This is a genomic window from Myxococcota bacterium, assembly GCA_039030075.1.
Lineage (GTDB): Bacteria > Myxococcota_A > UBA9160 > UBA9160 > SMWR01 > JAHEJV01.
Genome location: JBCCEW010000003.1, coordinates 1 through 15,855, shown reverse-complemented (window position 1 = coordinate 15,855; position 15,855 = coordinate 1). Strand labels below are relative to the sequence as shown.

Genomic DNA, 15,855 nt, shown 5'->3' with positions numbered 1-15,855 from the left:
ACACCAGAGATGAAGGAGGATAGGAACATGAAGCATTCCAAGGGGGCTTCGGATCTGCGCACCAACCGCCGCAAGCGCGGGGCGGCACTCGCCGAGTACGGCCTGCTCGTGGCCGGCGTGACGCTCGCCGCGCTCGTCGCCGTGTCGGTGCTGGGCGGCAAGGTGGGTGGCCTGGTGGCGTCGGTCGCGACGCTGCTGCCGGGCGCCACCGCCGAGGACAACGGCACCGTGCAGGTGGGTCGCCTGATCGAGACCCAGACCTCCTCGGGCGGCAACGGCGGCACCGTGATCAAGCTCGACGAGCAGATGCTCCACGAAATGGGACCGAGCGGTGGACGCCCCACCAGCCGACTGGGCGCCGCCATGGGTCTCGACGACCCGAGCGAGGCTTCGCACCTCTACCAGCTCGGCGATCGCAACGTCTCCAACTAGGTCGATGCGCGGGAGCCAGGAGGTCTATCGGGACGCAGGGTTCGCGACACGCGGCACGCGTCGAGAACGCGGCGCGGCGATCGCGGAGTTCGCTGTGGTCTCGATCCTCCTTTGGCTCCTGCTGGCCGGAATCCTCGAGCTGGGCCGCGCGTTCGCGGCCCAGCACGTGTTGCAGAACGCGGCTTCGTCGGCGGCGCGGGATCTGGCGTTGCAGGCGCTGCCGGCCAGCAACGACTTCACCGCAGCCCGGGGCCGCATCTTCGACGACGGATTCCTGGTCGCCGACGCGGCGCTGTTGGCGCGCTGCGTGACCGATCCGCAGCGGCAGGAGCTGTCGCTGAATGGGGTCCGCGCCTACTTCCAGGAACACAACGCGCCGATCCTGAACCAGCTCCTGCTGCCCTTGTGGGTGCGCGACGTCGTCAACGGCGTCGAGATGCTCCGCTACCCGGGGGCGGTGCTGGTGCGGCCCACCGCCACCGGCGGCTGTGATGACGGCTCGCCCTACACCGTGCAGATTCCCGAACGGGACGCGACGGGCGGCTACCAGTGGCGCGCGGTCGTCGAGCCACTGCCTGTTGATGGCCGGCAGGATCCGTTCGCGTTGGCGAACGGAGGCTGGGCCGCGCTCGAGGTGCGGTACCCCTTCCAGGCCGTCGGCATGCAGGGCTGGCGCACGGGCCCGAGTGGCGGGCAGAGCATGATCGACGCCGTCGATCCCGCAGATGGGCCGCCGTTGGGCTTCGATTTCGTGTCGTTCCCTTCCGAGGAGGGTGCCTACGCAGGCCGGTTCGGGCTCGGCCGACTCTTCGCGATGGGCCGCGAGGTGCGACCCTTTCGCCGCGTCCTGACCGCGAGCGCCGCCTTCCGCCGTGAGGTGTTCGAGTAATGGCTGCGCGACCCCGTCGACAGGGCGCGCGCGGCGCGCCGATCCCCTGGGCTCCGGTGCTCGGCCTGGTGGCCGTCGCGGTGCTGGGCGGCGTGCTGCTGGTACGTTCCTTCGGTGGCTTCGGGGACGACTCCGCGTCGTCCGCGCCGCCGCCGGGAACCGTCGCCGTACCCGTCGCCGGTCGGCCCGTCGCGGCCTACCAGGCCCTCGAGCTCGAAGACCTGCTCGACCCGCGCACCTCGAAACTCTCGGTGGTGCACCTGCCCGAAGAGTCGATCCTGCCCGAGACGGTCACCGAAGCGCGCGATCTCCTCGGCCGCGTCCTCGCCCGCGACAAGCAACCGGGTCGCGTGTTCCGCAATCCCGACTTCCTGCCCGAGGGCACCCGGCCCGGGCTCGTCGCGGGCATCCCCGCTGGCAAGGTCGCGCTGCGCATCGAAGCGCGGAAGGTGACCGGCAGCGTCGGGCTCCGACGCGGTGATCGTTTCGACCTGGTGGCGACCTGGCGTCGCGACGCGAACGCCGTGGGCAGCATCCCGGGCAGTGCGACCGGCGCTCGCGCCGACGTGGACCTCGTCGCCGAGAACGCCGCGGTCGTGACGCCGCTCTCCGAGCGCCAGCTGCCCGCCGGTGCCGGGGGGCGTCCCGGCGCGACCCTCGAAGAAATGGTGATCGCGGTGAACCCGGACGAGATCGCCCGCGTCACCGAAGCCCTCGAGCTCGCTACGCGCGTCGACTGTGTGCCCCGCTCGGGCCGTCCCATGACCGATCTCGCCAACCAGGACGCCATCTCGCGCAGCGCCTCGCGCGTCGATCGCTCGGCGTTCGGCCGCCAGCGACGCGTGATGGTCGACACCATCCAGGGCGGCGAGCGCAGCTTCCTCGAGGTCCCGGGCGCGGTCTCGGCAGGCCCGCCCGAGCCCGGCTCCTGATCTTCCGATGCTCCCTTTCTTCGCAGTGATTCTGTTCGCGGTGATGGGCATCGCCGCGCTGACGATCGACGCCGGCCTGGCGTTCACGACCCAGGCTCAGCTCGAGTCGACGGGGCGGACGCTCGCGCTCGAGTACGAGCGATTTCGGGTGGAGGCCGCGACGAACCCCGCCGTCGATCTCGCGGACTGGCCCGACCGCGCCCGCGAACTCGAGATCGCTCTCTTGGGCCCCGACGCGCAGGGAGCCACCTGGGAAGATTGGGAGGCGGCCCCCGGTGTCACCGCGGGTGCGACCCCGCTGGAGTCACGCTTCGCCTTCGCGGCGCTGCTTCCCCAGGCCGTCGGCCCGGACGGCCGCCTGGAAGACGGCCTCTCGGTGACGGACCTGCTCGACGCGCGCGCGTCGGGCGAGCCGAACGCGACGACCACCACCGGCGGCCTGCGCGCCAACGGGTTCCGGCCTCAGACGGAGCTGACCGTCCGCTTGCGGCCGGCGGCACGCGTTGGGCCGCCGGGAGTCGCCCCGGGATGGCCCGGCGTCGGGGGGCGGGTCGCGATCACCGCACAGGCCTATGACCCCGACTTGCCGTTGTGGCGACCGGGCTTCCCGTTGGAACTGGATGAAGACGAAGTGCGCGTCGTTGCGACGGGAGAATGCGTCGGTCGCACGATCGCCCCGATCGTCGGGGGCGCCGCCCTCGGCATCAACGAAGTCGAGTCGATGGACCCGGGCGCCTGGACCCTCGACCAGCTCGACCCCAACCAGGTCTACGTCCCCGTCATCGACGGGAACTGCACGAACACCACCTTCCGGGTCGTCGCGTTCCTCAACCTGCGCCGCGGGCTGAACCTCGGGGCGAGCGGCACCACCATCGAGGCATCGAACGCACCCTCGGCGCGCAACGCGAGCGCCGTTCCCGATGCCGGCGGCGCGCCGGTCCCGGCCTCGTTCAGCTGTGGTGCCAACGGACTCCTGTGCGTGCCCGCCATCGTCAGCGCCCGCACGCCGATCGATCCCCCGAGAACGCCCACCGGTACCGGGGGCACCCCGTGAGCGCGCTCCACTCGCTCTCGGTGCTCGTCGTCGGCGACGACCCCCAGCTCGCGCAAGAGGTGGAGGTGGCCCTCGAGAGTGCGACCCCCGCCCGTACGGTCGTGCGTTTCGCCGACAGCTTCCACGAGGGGGCCGGCGCCTTCCGCACCGTGTCGCCCGACCTCGTTTGTGTCGCGCTCACCGGCAAGGTCGCGGACTTCGCCGGCTTCGTGCGCGACGTGCGCGCCCTCGATCCCGACGCCCAGCTGGTGGGCGTGCGCGATCCGCGCCTCGACGAACGCGACGAGTCGCCGCTGCTCGTCGAAGCCGTGCGCTCGGGCCTGGCCGACGTGGTGGAGCGCCCAGTCTCGAGCCGCGACCTGCTCCCCGCGCTCGCGCGCGTCGGCGAGGGCGGTCGTAGTTCCGCGGGCACGGGCCACGTCACCGCCTTCCACAGCACGAAGGGCGGCGTCGGCAAGTCGACGCTCTCGATCAACACGGCCTGCGCCCTGGCGCTGCGCAACCCCGACGACGTGCTGCTCGTCGACTGCTCGCTTCAGCTCGGCGTTTGTTCGGCCGCCCTCGATCTGCCCGGCGCGAGCAGCGTGGCCGACGCGGTGCGCGAACAGGACCGCCTCGACACCCGACTCCTGCGCGAGCTCGCCGAGCCGCACCCGAAGACGGGCCTGCGCATCCTCGCCGCTCCGCGCGACGCCATCGAAGCCAGCGACGTCGACGACCAGGGCATGGCCCGGGTGCTGGGGCTGGCGCGACGCGCCTTCCGCCACGTCGTCGTCGACACCCTGCCGATCGTCGACGGCGTGATGCTCACGATCCTCGACCTCTCCGACGCGGTCTACCTCGTGAACCAGGGAACCGTGCCCGACGTGATCGGTGCCGCGCGCCTGCTCGAGGTGCTCGACGAGATCGGCGTGGATGCGAGCCGCCGCCGCATCGTCTTGAACCGCACCATGCCGCGCTTCCCCGGACGCCTCGCCGCCTCCGAAGTGTCGGCGCGACTCAACCAGCCCGTCGACTTCGAAGTGCCCTACGACCGCAAGGTGTTCACGGCGCTGAACCTCGGCCAACCCCGGGTGCTCGAAAGCAGCCGGCTGCCCTGGGCCACCTGGCCCCGCGTGTTGAATGCCATCGCCGACGACATCGAGGAGCGCGCCGCTGCCCTCGCGGAAGAGCGCCGTGGTGCCGACGCCCGCGACTTCGCCGACCTGGGAGAGCGCCCGTGAGCGTCGAGGGAAACGATCGCGCCGCCGAGCTGCGGCGACGACTGCGGGCCTCGAAGTCGGTCGAGCTGCGCAGCTGGGACCGCGAGCGCACGAAGCCGACCGAACGCTCGTCGTTCCAGCGGGCCACCAAGGTCGCGCGCCCGACGTCGGGTCGGCAGGGCGACCTGCTCGGCTTCCGCGCCGAGCTGCAGGGGCGACTCCTCGAGGAGATCTCGCGCCAGGATCTGCTCGGCGGCTCCGATTCGGACATCGCGGCTTTCGTCGCCGAGTTCGTCGAGCAGGTGCTCGCCGAAGAAGAAGTCCCGCTCAACGAGTCGGAACGCCGTGTCCTGGTCGAGGAGCTCTCGGAAGAAGTGCTCGGTGTCGGGCCCCTGGCGCCGCTGCTCGCCGACCCGGCGGTCACCGACATCCTGGTCAACGGGCCCGACGAGGTCTTCGTCGAGCGCCATGGCCGGCTCGAGCCCGCCGACCTGCGCTTCCGCTCGGCCGAGCACGTGATGCGTGTGATCGAACGCATCGCCGCCCGGGTGGGTCGTCGCATCGATGCATCGTCGCCGATGGCCGACCTCCGGCTCCCCGACGGCAGCCGCGTCAACGCCACGCTTCCGCCGGCTTCGCCCGACGGACCGACCCTCTCGATTCGCCGCTTCGCACGCAGTCGCCTGCGCGCCGGCGACCTCACGAAGAGCGGCAGCTGGTCGGACACGATGGCGTCCTTCCTGGCCGAGTGCGTCCACTACCGCCGCAACGTCTTGATCAGCGGCGGCACCGGCGCCGGGAAGTCGACGCTGCTCGGCGTGCTCGCCGATGCGATCCCCGCTGGTGAGCGGATCCTCACCGTCGAAGACACCCTCGAGCTTCAACTCGATCAGCCCAATGTGGTGCGCCTCGAAGCCCGACCGCCGAACGCCGAGGGCGAAGGCCGCATCACCCAGCGCGAGCTCGTCGCCAACAGTCTGCGCATGCGCCCCGACCGCCTCGTCGTGGGCGAGGTGCGCGGCGGCGAAGCCCTCGACATGCTCCAGGCCATGAACACGGGCCACGACGGCAGCCTGAGCACCATTCACGCGAACTCCCCGCGCGACGCCCTCTCGCGCCTCGAAACCCTGGTGCTAATGGCAGGGATGGACCTGCCCTCGCGCGCGATCCGCGAGCAGATCGTGGCGGCCCTCGACCTGATCGTGCACCTGGAGCGCAGCGAAGACGGCCGCCGCCGGGTCACCCACGTGGTGGAAGTGGTCGGCATGGAGAGCGAGACACCGCTCCTGCAGGAGATCTTCCGCTTCGAGCGCAGCGGGATCGAACGCGGGCGGGTGCATGGCGAGTTTGCATCGACGGGCATCGTGCCCCAGTGCGCCGCCGCGCTGCGGGAACGCGGCGCCGACCTCCCGGTGGCCTGGTTCCGCGCATGAGCTTCTTTCAGCCCCAGCGTCTTCGCGGGCTCACCGCCTGCGTGATCGCGTGCCTCGGGGTCGCGTGCGCGTCGAACCCCAACCAGAATCCCTACGACTCGAGCGAGCGCCTCGCCGAGCTGGTGGCCCGCTGGCGTCATGTCCAGGAGAACGGCTGGGCCTGCGAGGAGAACGCGGCGCGCGAGACGCCCGTCGTCGACTGCGAGCGCATCCGGATCGACCTCGAGAGGCTGGCCCTCGAGTTTCCGCGCGACGTGCCGGTACTGCTCGCGAACGCGGTCGTGTCCTACCAGGTGAAGCGCTACCAGCGCAGCCAGATGTTCCTGGACGCGCTCTTCGACTTGGAGCGGGTGCACGCCGATGCGGCCGTTCTGCGCACCCGTCTCGCCGTGCGCGAGGGCAACCTCCGCTTCGCGCGGCGCTTCGTCGACGAGCAGATCGAGCTGACGCCCGACCACGGCGAGCTGCGCGAGGCGCGCGCCGCCGTGCGCTACCTGGCGAAGGACTACGACGGTGCGGCGCGTGACCTCGAAGCGGCGCTCGAACTCGGCGTGCCCGAGAGTCGCATCGCCTACCACCAGGGCCTGGTGGCCGAAGCCGCCGGTCGGCTCGACGACGCGAAGTTCTACTACGGACGCGCCGTGAGCCTGAACCCGGGTGGCTCACCGGCGGCGTCTCGGCTGCGCGGCCTGCGCTTGGAGTCGACGCCCCGCAGCCGCTAGCGCGGCTCGCTTCGTCGGCGTCGGACGCTCCCCCAAAGCAGAACGGCCGCGCCCCGAAGGACGCGGCCGTCGAACTGCCGTGTTCCGCAGCCGAGGGCCGCGGGTGTGTTCCGCCGGCTAGGCCTTGCGGCGCACCCAACTCATCGCGACCAGGCCCAGGCCCAGCAGCGCTGCCGTGCCGGGCTCGGGAACGATCTCGACCTGGAAGATGCTGTTGTAGGTGGCCTGGTCTCCGGGACTCAGGTTGAACCGGTTGAGCACGCCGATCGAGACGTTGCCGGCCGGGCCGGGGATCGTCGGCCCGGGCAGACCGAGGGTCTCGGACGCGCTGTCGGTGATCGGGACGAGGTTGAAGGTGTCGAGCAGGGTCAACACTTCGATCCCGTCGATCAGACCCGCGAAGCCCGAGGCGCCGCCGGTGACGTTCGTCATGCCGCCGCCGTTGAGGTTCGCGTCGACGTAGGAGAGCACGGTCGACCCGCCGATCAGCGAACTCGGTGCGACCGGTACGATCGGGATGCTCGTCTGAACGAAGAAGTCCTGGTTGACGCCCGAGAGGTTCGTGAGCCCGCCGACGATCGACACGATCGGGTCGGGGTCGAAGGTGATCTCGGAGATGTCGAGCGACCAGGCACCCATCGCGAACGTCGTGTTGCCGGACAGCGTGATGGTGCCGTCCGGGTTGTTCGTCAGGGCCAGCTCCTCCGCGTCGATCCGGCCCTGGATCATCGCGTCGGTGATGGTCATCTGCGCCGCCGGGTTGTCGACGATGCCGGCCTGGATGGACAGGCCCGTGATTCCGGCTGCGGACGCGAGGCTCGGGAGAACCCAGAAGACCAGCGCGATCGGGAGCAGCCAATGCGTCCGGAGGGATCGGACAACGAGAGACATAGGGACAACACTCCTTCCCAGAAGTGAGGGCTCCCTATTAACAAGCAAGTCGCATGCCAGATGCAACCGAAACCGGACCCGAAAAGCGAAGTGAAATCAGGGGCTTTCGAAGGCGCCTGCGTGCTGGAAACGGCACATGGCAGGCCAGCCGGGGGAAGACGCTTCGCTTCTTCCACGATCGCGGAAACCCGTTTCCGTCTCGACCCGAGGGGATGCTCTTTCGCTCGGCGCGAACGCGCACCCGACCGCGCGATTCCACCCGAAATGGGTCGAACGGGCCGTGCGCGTCTCGGCCCATCCGTGTCGCGTTAGAGCTCGCGCACCCGCACCGAGCCGCCGCCGGTTCGCAGTTCGAGGGCTCCACCGCCGCCGTTCACGTCACCGGCCAGCGCGCCCTGCACCGCGGCGCCGTTCAGGTGCAGCGGGTGCTCCACCTCGATCGGGCCACCGCCTGCCGCCACCTCGAGCGAGGCTGCTTCCCCGGCCGGGAACCAGACCTCGATGTCGCCCCCCGACGTTTCGAGGTTGCCCTCGGGCCCGTCTTCGAAATGCACGTGGATCGAGCCGCCGCCGCTGTGGGCCACGACGTTTCCCTGGGCCCCGTCGATGCGAATCGAACCGCCGCCGGTGCGGAGGTCGAGGTCGCCCTGGGCATCGCGCACCCGTACGCGTCCACCCTGGGTGTGGGCCGTGATGTCGCCTTCCACGTCTTCGATGTCGATCGCCCCGCCCCCGGTCACGAGGTCGACGCTGCCGCGACACTCGTCGATCTCGATGGCGCCGCCCTGGCTACGTGCCTCGAGCGTCCCCTCCAGGTTCTGGAACTGGACCCGCCCATGCCCCGTGCGCGCTTCGATGTGCCCCGCCGCATCCTCGACGGTGATCGAGCCCCGACCGGTCTCGATCTCGATCGAGTAGTGCGCCGGAACCGTCACCTCGAAGCGCACGCGACGTCCGGCCCAGGCCGGCAGCCAGTCGACGACGGGGACGTCGCGGGACTCGATGTAGACGTCGCCACCTTCCTGGCGCATCTCGAGATCGGGGAGCGGGAAGGGGCCGCGCCGCGCGACGAGCACTTCGACCTGGTCGCGGTCGTGGGTCTGGACGTGGACCGAGCCGATGCTGGCGTCGAGCACCAAACGGCCGCCCTGGCTCACGTCGAATTCGCGCTCGGTCCACTCGGCCTGGGCGTCGCTCCCCATCAAGAACAGGGCGAGGGCGCCGCCCACCCCGAGGCCGTTCTGGATTCCGCGCCCGCGCCGCGCCCGCCTCGGCGGCGTGGCCCCGGCCAGTGTCGGTCGCAGGTGGGAGAGCATGGGCAGGGTGAGTGAGCTGGTCATGGCATCCTCCGGGCTCCGTCGCGAGGGGTCGTCCAGTCCCTGCGCGGGCAATCGACAGTCCGACGCCGCCCGCGGCGCCTGGGTTTAACCGGGAAACCACCCGGGCGTAGAATTTCCGGGGCCGGGGTTGTCGCGGCCCCGACCGTCGCCCCTCGGCGGCGGCCGGACCGTGGAGTTCCCGGAGCCAGAGCGCGGATTTCTCGGGTCGGGGGTTAAACCCTCGGCCCACCTGCCGCGTCGGACCCCTGTCCGGGAACGCCCCGGTGACCGAGAAGGCGCTTGAGCGAGACCTCCATCGAAGATCGCGACCCCGCAGAGGAGTCGTCGCGGGATCGCTCGGGCAGCGACGCCGAGGTGGTGCGCCGCGCTGCCGCCGGCGACGTGGAGGCCTTCGAAACCCTCTACCGCACCCACGTGCCCCGCATCCACGGGCTCTGCCTCCGGATGGCGCGGGACCGCAACGAGGCCGACGAGTTGACCCAACAGACCTTCGTCCGCGCCTGGGAGCGCTTGGGGTCGTTTCGCGGCGACGCCGCCTTCTCCACCTGGTTGCACCGCGTGGCCGTGAACGTCGTGATCAGCGAGATGCGCGCGCGCGGACGCTGGCGCGAACGCCACACCGACGAGGTGCCGACGGATCTGGTGTCGCTGCCAACCGGCGCCCTCGAAGGCACGGACCTGGACCTCGAACGGGCGATCGCGGGGCTGTCGACCCAGGCGCGCCTCGTCTTCTGGCTGCACGACGTGCTCGGGTACAAGCATCAGGAAATCGCCGACACGACCGGTCTCGCCGTCGGGACGTCGAAGGCACATCTGCATCGCGCGCGCCGCTTGCTGAGAGAGGAGCTGTCTTGATGGGTTGGTTGGATCGCTGGCGCACGCCGAACGAGGAACCCCTCGACGACGCTCTGCGGGAGCGTCTCTCCCAGTTGCCGCGCGAGGCCGAGCCCGAGCGCGACCTGTGGTTGGGCATCCGCAATCAGATCACGGCCGATGCGACTTCACGAGAAGCCGAACCCGACGCCGCCTGGCGTGGCGGCTTCCGAATCCCGGTCTGGGCGGCGAGCGCGGCGGTCGTGCTGCTCGCCGTCACCACCGTCGGTTCGGCGCTCTGGCTCACTTCGCCCCAGATTTCCCTGGATGATCCGGAAGCGGTGCGCATGCTCGCTGCCGAGCTGCGAGAACGCGATGGCACCGGCGAGGTGCACGCAAACCTGCAGGCGCTACTCGCCGAGCGCCGCGACCGGTTGCCGCCCGAGGTGGTGACCTCGATCGAGGCGAATCTCGCGCAGATCGATCGCGCGATCGCCGAGCTCCATCTGGCTTTCCAGGAGCATCCCGACAACCCGACGCTCCAGTTCTTGTTGGCTGAGGCCTACCGCCACGAAGCCGAGCTCCTCGAGCGGCTCGAATGGTGGACCCAGACGCGCGAGGAGGCGCGGTCATGAAGCAGACGCTCACCCCCGCCTGGCGAGGCATGGCCCTCGGCATCGGCATCCTGCTGCTGGGGTTGGCCCCGGCGCGGGCCGATCGCTTCGAGGAGCTCTACCCGGTCTCGCCCGAACCCCACATCGACATCGAGATCCTGCACGGTCGCGTCGAGGTGCAGGGGTCGCCCAGCCCCGTCGTACGCGTGCGCGCGCACGGGGGCGACCTCGAAGTGGAGGGCGACGAAGACCAGCTCTCGATCCGCGTCCCGGTGCGGGGCTTCCGTCCCTGGAACTGGAAGCGGCAAGGCGTGCGGTTGCGCCTGGAGGTGCCCTACCAGAGCGACCTCACGGTGAAGACGGTGCACGGCCCGATCGAGGTCGAAGACGTCGACGGGGTGCTCGACCTCCACGCGGCGAGCGGCCGCATCGAAGTGACCGGCGCTCCGCGTGAAGCGCGCCTCGAGACGCTGAACGCCGAGATCGACTACGAGGGCGATGGCGGTGAAGTGGTGGCGCGCAGCATCAACGGCAACATCGAGCTGCGCGGTGTGGGGGGAGAGGTGGACGTGTCGACCATGAGTGGTCGCATCGAAGTGGAGGGCGAGGAGCTCGAACGCGTCGACCTCGAGACGATGGCTGGGAACATCGAGCTCGATGCATCGCTCGCCGAGGACGCGCGGGTCCACAGCAAGAGCTACAGCGGCCGGGTGCAGATGCGGCTGCCGAAGGACACCTCGGCGCGCTTCTCGATCGAGAGCTTCAGCGGCGAGGTGCGCTCGGAGTTCGCGGGCACCTTCGAGCCGCCGCGGGGCCAGCGGGTGCGGAACACGGTGGGGGAGGGCAACGCGCGCATCGACATCGAGAGCTTCAGCGGTGGCGTGCGGATAGAGGAGGACGACGGCAAGGCGCGCGAGCGCCGGCGTGAACGTCGTGAAGATCGCCGTGAACGACGCCGGGAACGTCGCGAAGCCCGAGCCGAACAGGCCCTGGAGCGCGCCGAGCGTGCGCGTGAGGCCGAAGAGAAGGCGTTGGAAGCGCGACGGGAAGAAGACGAGAAGGTGCGTGAAGCGCGGCGCGAGGCCGAGGAGAAGGCCGAAGAGGCGCGCCGCGAAGCCGAGCAGAAAGCGGACGAGGCCCGGCGCAAGGCCGAGGAGAAGGCGGAAGAAGCCCGGCAGAAAGCCGAAGAAGCCCGCCGCAAGGACTGGGAAGACGCCGAGCCCGATCCTTGGCTCGAGCCGATGACCCGCGACGTGCCCTAGCTGTTTCTCACGCCTCGAGCGCGACCTCGCGCCAACGCACGTGATCGCGCGTCAGGTCGGAGACGCGCGAACAGCCGAGCAGCGTCAGTGTGCGGCGTAGGCTCTCGTCGAAGTCGGCGAGCAGCCGTGCGACCCCGCGCTCCCCGCCGACCGCCACCGCATAGAGATAGGCGCGCCCGATCCAGCCGGCGCGCGCGCCCAGCGCCAGCGCTTTCGCCACGTCGCTGCCGCGTCGCACGCCGCCGTCGCAGATCACTTCGAGGCGGTCGCCCACCGCGTCGACGACGGCTTCCACGAGTTCGAGGGGCGGCGGTGCATGGTCGAGCTGGCGTCCGCCGTGGTTCGAGAGCGCGACGGCCGGGATGCCGGCGTCGGCGGCGCGCACCGCATCGTCGACGCACTGGATGCCCTTCAAGACGATCGGCCCGTTCCACACCGACTGCAGCCAGGCGACGTCACCCCAGCCGAGGGACGAATCGAACTGGGTGTTGATGTAGTCGGCGAGCGAAACCGGATCTGAGCCGTCGCCGACGGCGCGCCCGGCGACGTTCGCGAACACGATCGGTTCCGAGCGCAAGAGATCGAAGGTCCAGCCCGGGTGGAGCACTCCGTCGAGGAGGGTCTCGGGGCCCAGTTTCGGCGGCAGTGTGAAGCCGGTGCGCACGTCGCGTTCGCGGCGACCGAGCACCGCCGTGTCGACGGTGAGGAGCAGGGCTTCGTAGCCCGCGGCCGCCGCGCGCTGGACCATCTCCTTCACCATGCCGCGGTCGCGCCAGGCGTAGACCTGGAACCACTTCGGCCCGGACGCGACTTCGGCGACCTCTTCGATCGAGCGCGTGCTCAGCGTCGACAAGCTGTACGGAACCCCCGCGGCGCTCGCGGCGCGGGCCACCGCGAGCTCGCCGGCGAGCGGATCGGCCATACGGGTGAAGCCCGTCGGCGCGAGGGCCAGCGGCATCGGCAGGGGCTTCCCGAGCAGCGTCGTGCTCGGGTCGATGCTCTCCAGGCCCTGCAGAACGCGCGGCGAGAACTCGAGGCGGTCGAAGGCCGCGGTGTTGCGGGCGAGGGTGTGTTCGGACTCGGCGCCGCCGTCGATGTAGTCGAAGACGCCTTGCGGGAGTCGCCGCTTCGCCGCCGCGCGCAGATCTTCGACACTGGCGCAGCGGAGGAGCCGTCGCTCCACCGGGTCGAGTTCGAAGCGGCGGAAGCGCAGCACGGATCGCAGGGTGTCGAACACGGGTCTTCCGATGGCTCGCTTCGCGCGCCACGCCGGGGTGGCGCGGCGTCGGGTCAGACTAGCGTGCTGCCGCGTCCGGATGGGCGGCGGGCGCCGGGTCGGGGAAGCGCGCGCGACCGGGCATCACCACCTGGGGCAGGGTTTCCTGATCGAGCACCGCGTCGTCGGCGACGATGCCGTTCTCGGCGAGCAGGTAGGCCGTGAGGGCGTAGAGCGCGTCGTTGTCGAGGCTGCCCGGGCGGTCGTAGGGCATGGCGCGGCGCAGGTAGTCGAAGAGGGTGGGCGCGTAGGGCCAATAGTTGCCGACGGTGAGCCGCGGCGCGCCGCCTTCGCGGGTGACGAGCGCGTCGGCGGGCCCGTCGTCGCCGGCGAGGCCATGGCAGCGCGCGCACTGGCTCGCGTAGAGGTCCTTCCCTTCGCGCGCGCTGCCGCTGCCCGGCGGCAGTCCTGCGCCCCAGGCGTCGGCGTCGATGTCCCGGGCGGCGATCGCGTCGGCGCTCACCGGCGTGCCGAGGCCGGGGCCGGTGGCGTGGCTTGCAGGCGCGACCGCCGGCGGTGGCGCTGCGCACGCGACCGCGGCGAGCGCGATCCACGCGCCGCTAGACGAACGCATTCGTCACCCGGCCGTCGGCGTGCACCTGCCAGGCGCCCACTGCGTTGTAGTGATAGATCTGCCCCGCCGCATACCCCGCGCGCCAGGCGTCGCGGGTGGGTTGCACGGCGCCGGTCTCGTCGGTGGCCCGCGACACGATCTGGCTGGGCGCACCGTTCCACCGCCAGGGCAAGCGGAAGCGCACGAGACAACGCGGCAGGTTCGGCTCTTCGAGGACGGCGTCGGCCCAGCTGGCGCCCCCGTCGGCGCTGACTTCCACGCGGCGCACGCGCCCCGCGCCCGACCAGGCGAGGCCCGAGAGCTCGTAGAGCCCCGGGCCGGCGAGCCCGGCGCCCGGCGAGGGGTGGGTGACGATCGACTTCACGCCCATCTCGAAGCTGAACTGCCGCACGCTGCCGTCGGCCATGCGGTCGCTGTACTTCGACGTCTCTTCGCGCGAGTGCACCGGCGTCGCGCGCAGCTCGAGCCGGCGCAGCCACTTGATGCTGGTGTTGCCCTCCCAGCCGGGGAGGAACAGCCGCAGCGGGTAGCCCTGCTCGGGCCGCAGCCGCTCGCCGTTCTGGTAGAGCGCGACGAGCGCATCGCCCAGGAGCTTCGCGCGCGGGATGCTGCGGTTCATGCGCGCCGCGTCGCCGCCTTCGGCGATGCCCCAGGCCGCGTCGGGACGGATGCCCGCTTCTTCGAGCAGGACGCCCAGGCGCACGCCGGTCCACTCGCTGCACGAGAGGAGCCCATGGATGACGCCCGACGGCACCTCGGGCACGGCGTCGCCCGCGAGCAGCAGGCTGTTTCCCGAACATTCGAGGAAGGCGAGTTCGGACTCCATCGGGTAGCGCAGCAGGTCTTCCACCCGGAACGCGAGCGGCCGGTCGACGGCGCCGTGGATCACCAGCTGGTGTTGGTCGGCGCCGATGGCGGGAATGCCCGCGTGGTGTCGTTCGAAGTGGAGGCCGTTGGGTGTCAGCCGCCCGCGCAGTTGGTGCAGCGGTGTGAAGGAGACGCCAGCGCCGGGAGCAATGCCCGGGTAGTCGGTGTGGATCAGCCGCGCGACGCCGCCTTCACCCGGAGCCGGGTTGCCGTAACCGCTCGGTGGCGTGCCCGGGCGTGAAAGCCAGGGCTCGTTCGTCGGCGCGGCGCCCAGCGACAGGGCGCCCGGCACGGCCAGGCTCGCGGTCAGAAAGGCCCGCCGGTCGAGCAGGCCACCGCCGGCGATCGCACGCCATTCGGTCACGCGGCCATCCTATCCAGGGCGCGCGCGGCCGGGCAAGCGCGGCGCGCGCGGGGAGGGGGCGGACCGACTACGCGTCGAGGCGGGAGACGACCGCGAGCGCCGCGGTCTCCATCGCCGCCTGGGCGCGCTCGGTGCCCAGGCGTTGGTCGTGGCGCAGGCGCATCCACGCTTCGAAGGACACCACCAGCTCGAAGGCGGCCTGGAGGTCGTCATCCGCGTCGCGCAGCTCGGGCAGCACCACGAACAGGCTGCGCCGCAGCTCGCGCACGAGCGTCTCGTGCTGGGTTTGGAGGTAGTCGCGGCGCCAGCGCTGGGCGTCGCCCGAGCGCTTGTAGGGCGCGGCGCGCTCGAAGGCGGCGGCGCGGTGCTGGACCAGCTCGCGGGTCCGCGCGGCGACGTCGCCGGTGGGCTCCCACTTCAGGAGCGGCATCACCTCGCTGCGGATGCGGCGGTCGAGCTCGGCGTTCAGGCCGGCCATGTCGTCGAAGTGGCGGAACACGGTGCGCACCCGGACGCCGGCGCGCTCGGCCACCTGCTCGGCGGTGGGCTGGATGACGCCCTCGCCGATCAGCTCGAAGAGCGCCTCGACGATGGCCTCGCGGTTGCGCGCACCACGTCGCACCCGCCCATCGGAAATCTCCTCGGCTCCACCCAGACTCATGTTCGACCCAGAATCATGCTCGTCCCAGACTCATCCTCGATCCGGCACCGCGGCCCGCTCCTGCGCTTGCGCGTCTCGCGGGCCCCGACGGCGGGGGCGAAGGGTCGAGTGTACGGCACCGGGCCCGCCGGTCAGCCCGGCCCGAGCGTGCCGGGGCCGCGCCCGGTGGGGTGCAACCCGGCAGCGGGGGGCGGCAAGTCGCCCGAAGATCACCGGTCAGGGTGCCCTGCCCAACCGGCGGAGTTATCCTGCTGCGTCCGCGGAGAGATGGCCGAGTGGCTTAAGGCGCACGCTTGGAAAGCGTGTGTAGGGCAACCTACCGTGGGTTCGAATCCCACTCTCTCCGCCATGGCGTCTTGCGCTCTCCGAGGGATCGTCCGGGTCGGTTGCCGTCAACCAGCCCGCAGACGGGAAGAACGGATTCGGGCTTGGCTGTCGACACGGGCATCCTGGAGCTCCCTCTGGTCGCCTCTAGTGGCCATGCGGCGACCTAGCTCAATCGCTGCGGGTCGCGCCTGGTACGCGGCTG

Annotated in this window: 16 protein-coding genes and 1 tRNA gene; 11 read left to right on the top strand and 6 right to left on the bottom strand. The window is 71.0% G+C overall.

Annotation, left to right across the window (positions count from 1 at the left end; translation table 11 throughout):
* The first annotated feature begins 27 nt into the window (after positions 1-27).
* Genes AAF430_03615 through AAF430_03585 form a run of 7 tightly spaced genes read left to right on the top strand, consistent with a single transcriptional unit; the run spans position 28 to position 6,664 of the window.
* Positions 28-432 carry a hypothetical protein gene (locus AAF430_03615; GenBank protein ID MEM7409307.1) on the top strand — a complete coding sequence of 135 codons (405 nt, stop codon included), beginning with the start codon at positions 28-30 and terminating at the stop codon, positions 430-432.
* 4 nt (positions 433-436) lie between these two features.
* Positions 437-1,321 (top strand): TadE family protein, encoded by an 885-nt coding sequence (locus tag AAF430_03610; GenBank protein MEM7409306.1) that lies wholly within the window; start codon positions 437-439, stop codon positions 1,319-1,321.
* On the top strand, positions 1,321-2,253 hold the full coding sequence (locus AAF430_03605) for a hypothetical protein (protein MEM7409305.1): 933 nt from the start codon (positions 1,321-1,323) through the stop codon (positions 2,251-2,253). Before AAF430_03610 ends, AAF430_03605 begins: the two co-directional genes overlap by 1 nt.
* A 7-nt stretch (positions 2,254-2,260) precedes the next feature.
* The gene (locus AAF430_03600; GenBank protein MEM7409304.1) at positions 2,261-3,307 is read left to right on the top strand and encodes a hypothetical protein; all 1,047 of its coding nucleotides are present in this window, start codon (positions 2,261-2,263) and stop codon (positions 3,305-3,307) included.
* Positions 3,304-4,530: an AAA family ATPase gene (locus tag AAF430_03595; protein MEM7409303.1), complete on the top strand. Its 1,227-nt coding sequence runs from the start codon at positions 3,304-3,306 to the stop codon at positions 4,528-4,530. Before AAF430_03600 ends, AAF430_03595 begins: the two co-directional genes overlap by 4 nt.
* Positions 4,527-5,942 carry a CpaF family protein gene (locus AAF430_03590; GenBank protein ID MEM7409302.1) on the top strand — a complete coding sequence of 472 codons (1,416 nt, stop codon included), beginning with the start codon at positions 4,527-4,529 and terminating at the stop codon, positions 5,940-5,942. Before AAF430_03595 ends, AAF430_03590 begins: the two co-directional genes overlap by 4 nt.
* Positions 5,939-6,664 (top strand): hypothetical protein, encoded by a 726-nt coding sequence (locus AAF430_03585; GenBank protein ID MEM7409301.1) that lies wholly within the window; start codon positions 5,939-5,941, stop codon positions 6,662-6,664. Before AAF430_03590 ends, AAF430_03585 begins: the two co-directional genes overlap by 4 nt.
* Before the next feature lie 117 nt (positions 6,665-6,781).
* Here the strand turns inward: AAF430_03585 and AAF430_03580 are convergent, their stop codons facing one another.
* Entirely contained in the window at positions 6,782-7,555 is a 774-nt protein-coding gene (locus AAF430_03580; GenBank protein MEM7409300.1) for a PEP-CTERM sorting domain-containing protein, read from the bottom strand.
* A 308-nt stretch (positions 7,556-7,863) separates the two neighbouring features.
* Positions 7,864-8,895, bottom strand: a complete 1,032-nt coding sequence (locus tag AAF430_03575) for a DUF4097 family beta strand repeat-containing protein (GenBank protein ID MEM7409299.1) — start codon at positions 8,893-8,895, stop codon at positions 7,864-7,866.
* A gap of 279 nt (positions 8,896-9,174) precedes the next feature.
* On the opposite strand from AAF430_03575, the gene AAF430_03570 reads away from it, so the two are divergent.
* The 3 genes from AAF430_03570 to AAF430_03560 are packed head-to-tail and all read left to right on the top strand — an operon-like array spanning position 9,175 to position 11,584.
* Entirely contained in the window at positions 9,175-9,750 is a 576-nt protein-coding gene (locus AAF430_03570) for an RNA polymerase sigma factor (protein ID MEM7409298.1), read from the top strand.
* Complete coding sequence (locus AAF430_03565; GenBank protein ID MEM7409297.1) at positions 9,750-10,343, top strand: hypothetical protein; 594 nt, start codon at positions 9,750-9,752, stop codon at positions 10,341-10,343. Before AAF430_03570 ends, AAF430_03565 begins: the two co-directional genes overlap by 1 nt.
* On the top strand, positions 10,340-11,584 hold the full coding sequence (locus AAF430_03560) for a DUF4097 family beta strand repeat-containing protein (protein MEM7409296.1): 1,245 nt from the start codon (positions 10,340-10,342) through the stop codon (positions 11,582-11,584). Before AAF430_03565 ends, AAF430_03560 begins: the two co-directional genes overlap by 4 nt.
* Before the next feature lie 7 nt (positions 11,585-11,591).
* Here AAF430_03560 and AAF430_03555 read toward each other — a convergent pair whose 3' ends face one another.
* From AAF430_03555 to AAF430_03540, 4 genes are all read right to left on the bottom strand, one after another.
* Positions 11,592-12,821: an alpha-hydroxy acid oxidase gene (locus tag AAF430_03555; GenBank protein ID MEM7409295.1), complete on the bottom strand. Its 1,230-nt coding sequence runs from the start codon at positions 12,819-12,821 to the stop codon at positions 11,592-11,594.
* A gap of 58 nt (positions 12,822-12,879) precedes the next feature.
* Positions 12,880-13,434, bottom strand: a complete 555-nt coding sequence (locus tag AAF430_03550) for a cytochrome c (GenBank protein MEM7409294.1) — start codon at positions 13,432-13,434, stop codon at positions 12,880-12,882.
* Positions 13,421-14,665 (bottom strand): sulfite dehydrogenase, encoded by a 1,245-nt coding sequence (soxC, locus tag AAF430_03545; protein ID MEM7409293.1) that lies wholly within the window; start codon positions 14,663-14,665, stop codon positions 13,421-13,423. The genes AAF430_03550 and soxC overlap by 14 nt, the downstream gene beginning before the upstream one ends.
* A 67-nt stretch (positions 14,666-14,732) precedes the next feature.
* Positions 14,733-15,326: a TetR family transcriptional regulator gene (locus tag AAF430_03540; protein MEM7409292.1), complete on the bottom strand. Its 594-nt coding sequence runs from the start codon at positions 15,324-15,326 to the stop codon at positions 14,733-14,735.
* Between the two features lie 261 nt (positions 15,327-15,587).
* Between AAF430_03540 and AAF430_03535 the strand changes: the two genes are divergently transcribed.
* A tRNA-Ser gene (locus AAF430_03535) sits at positions 15,588-15,675 on the top strand.
* Positions 15,676-15,855: the final 180 nt, after the last annotated feature.

Excerpts from the sequence above, each read along its gene's own strand:
- AAF430_03615 (MEM7409307.1), top strand. The coding sequence starts at position 28 with ATGAAGCATTCCAAGGGGGCTTCGGATCTGCGCACCAACCGCCGCAAG.
- AAF430_03610 (MEM7409306.1), top strand. The coding sequence starts at position 437 with ATGCGCGGGAGCCAGGAGGTCTATCGGGACGCAGGGTTCGCGACACGC.
- AAF430_03605 (MEM7409305.1), top strand. The coding sequence starts at position 1,321 with ATGGCTGCGCGACCCCGTCGACAGGGCGCGCGCGGCGCGCCGATCCCC.
- AAF430_03600 (MEM7409304.1), top strand. The coding sequence starts at position 2,261 with ATGCTCCCTTTCTTCGCAGTGATTCTGTTCGCGGTGATGGGCATCGCC.
- AAF430_03585 (MEM7409301.1), top strand. The coding sequence starts at position 5,939 with ATGAGCTTCTTTCAGCCCCAGCGTCTTCGCGGGCTCACCGCCTGCGTG.
- AAF430_03580 (MEM7409300.1), bottom strand. The coding sequence starts at position 7,555 with ATGTCTCTCGTTGTCCGATCCCTCCGGACGCATTGGCTGCTCCCGATC.
- AAF430_03575 (MEM7409299.1), bottom strand. The coding sequence starts at position 8,895 with ATGACCAGCTCACTCACCCTGCCCATGCTCTCCCACCTGCGACCGACA.
- AAF430_03565 (MEM7409297.1), top strand. The coding sequence starts at position 9,750 with ATGGGTTGGTTGGATCGCTGGCGCACGCCGAACGAGGAACCCCTCGAC.
- AAF430_03560 (MEM7409296.1), top strand. The coding sequence starts at position 10,340 with ATGAAGCAGACGCTCACCCCCGCCTGGCGAGGCATGGCCCTCGGCATC.
- AAF430_03550 (MEM7409294.1), bottom strand. The coding sequence starts at position 13,434 with ATGCGTTCGTCTAGCGGCGCGTGGATCGCGCTCGCCGCGGTCGCGTGC.
- AAF430_03540 (MEM7409292.1), bottom strand. The coding sequence starts at position 15,326 with ATGAGTCTGGGTGGAGCCGAGGAGATTTCCGATGGGCGGGTGCGACGT.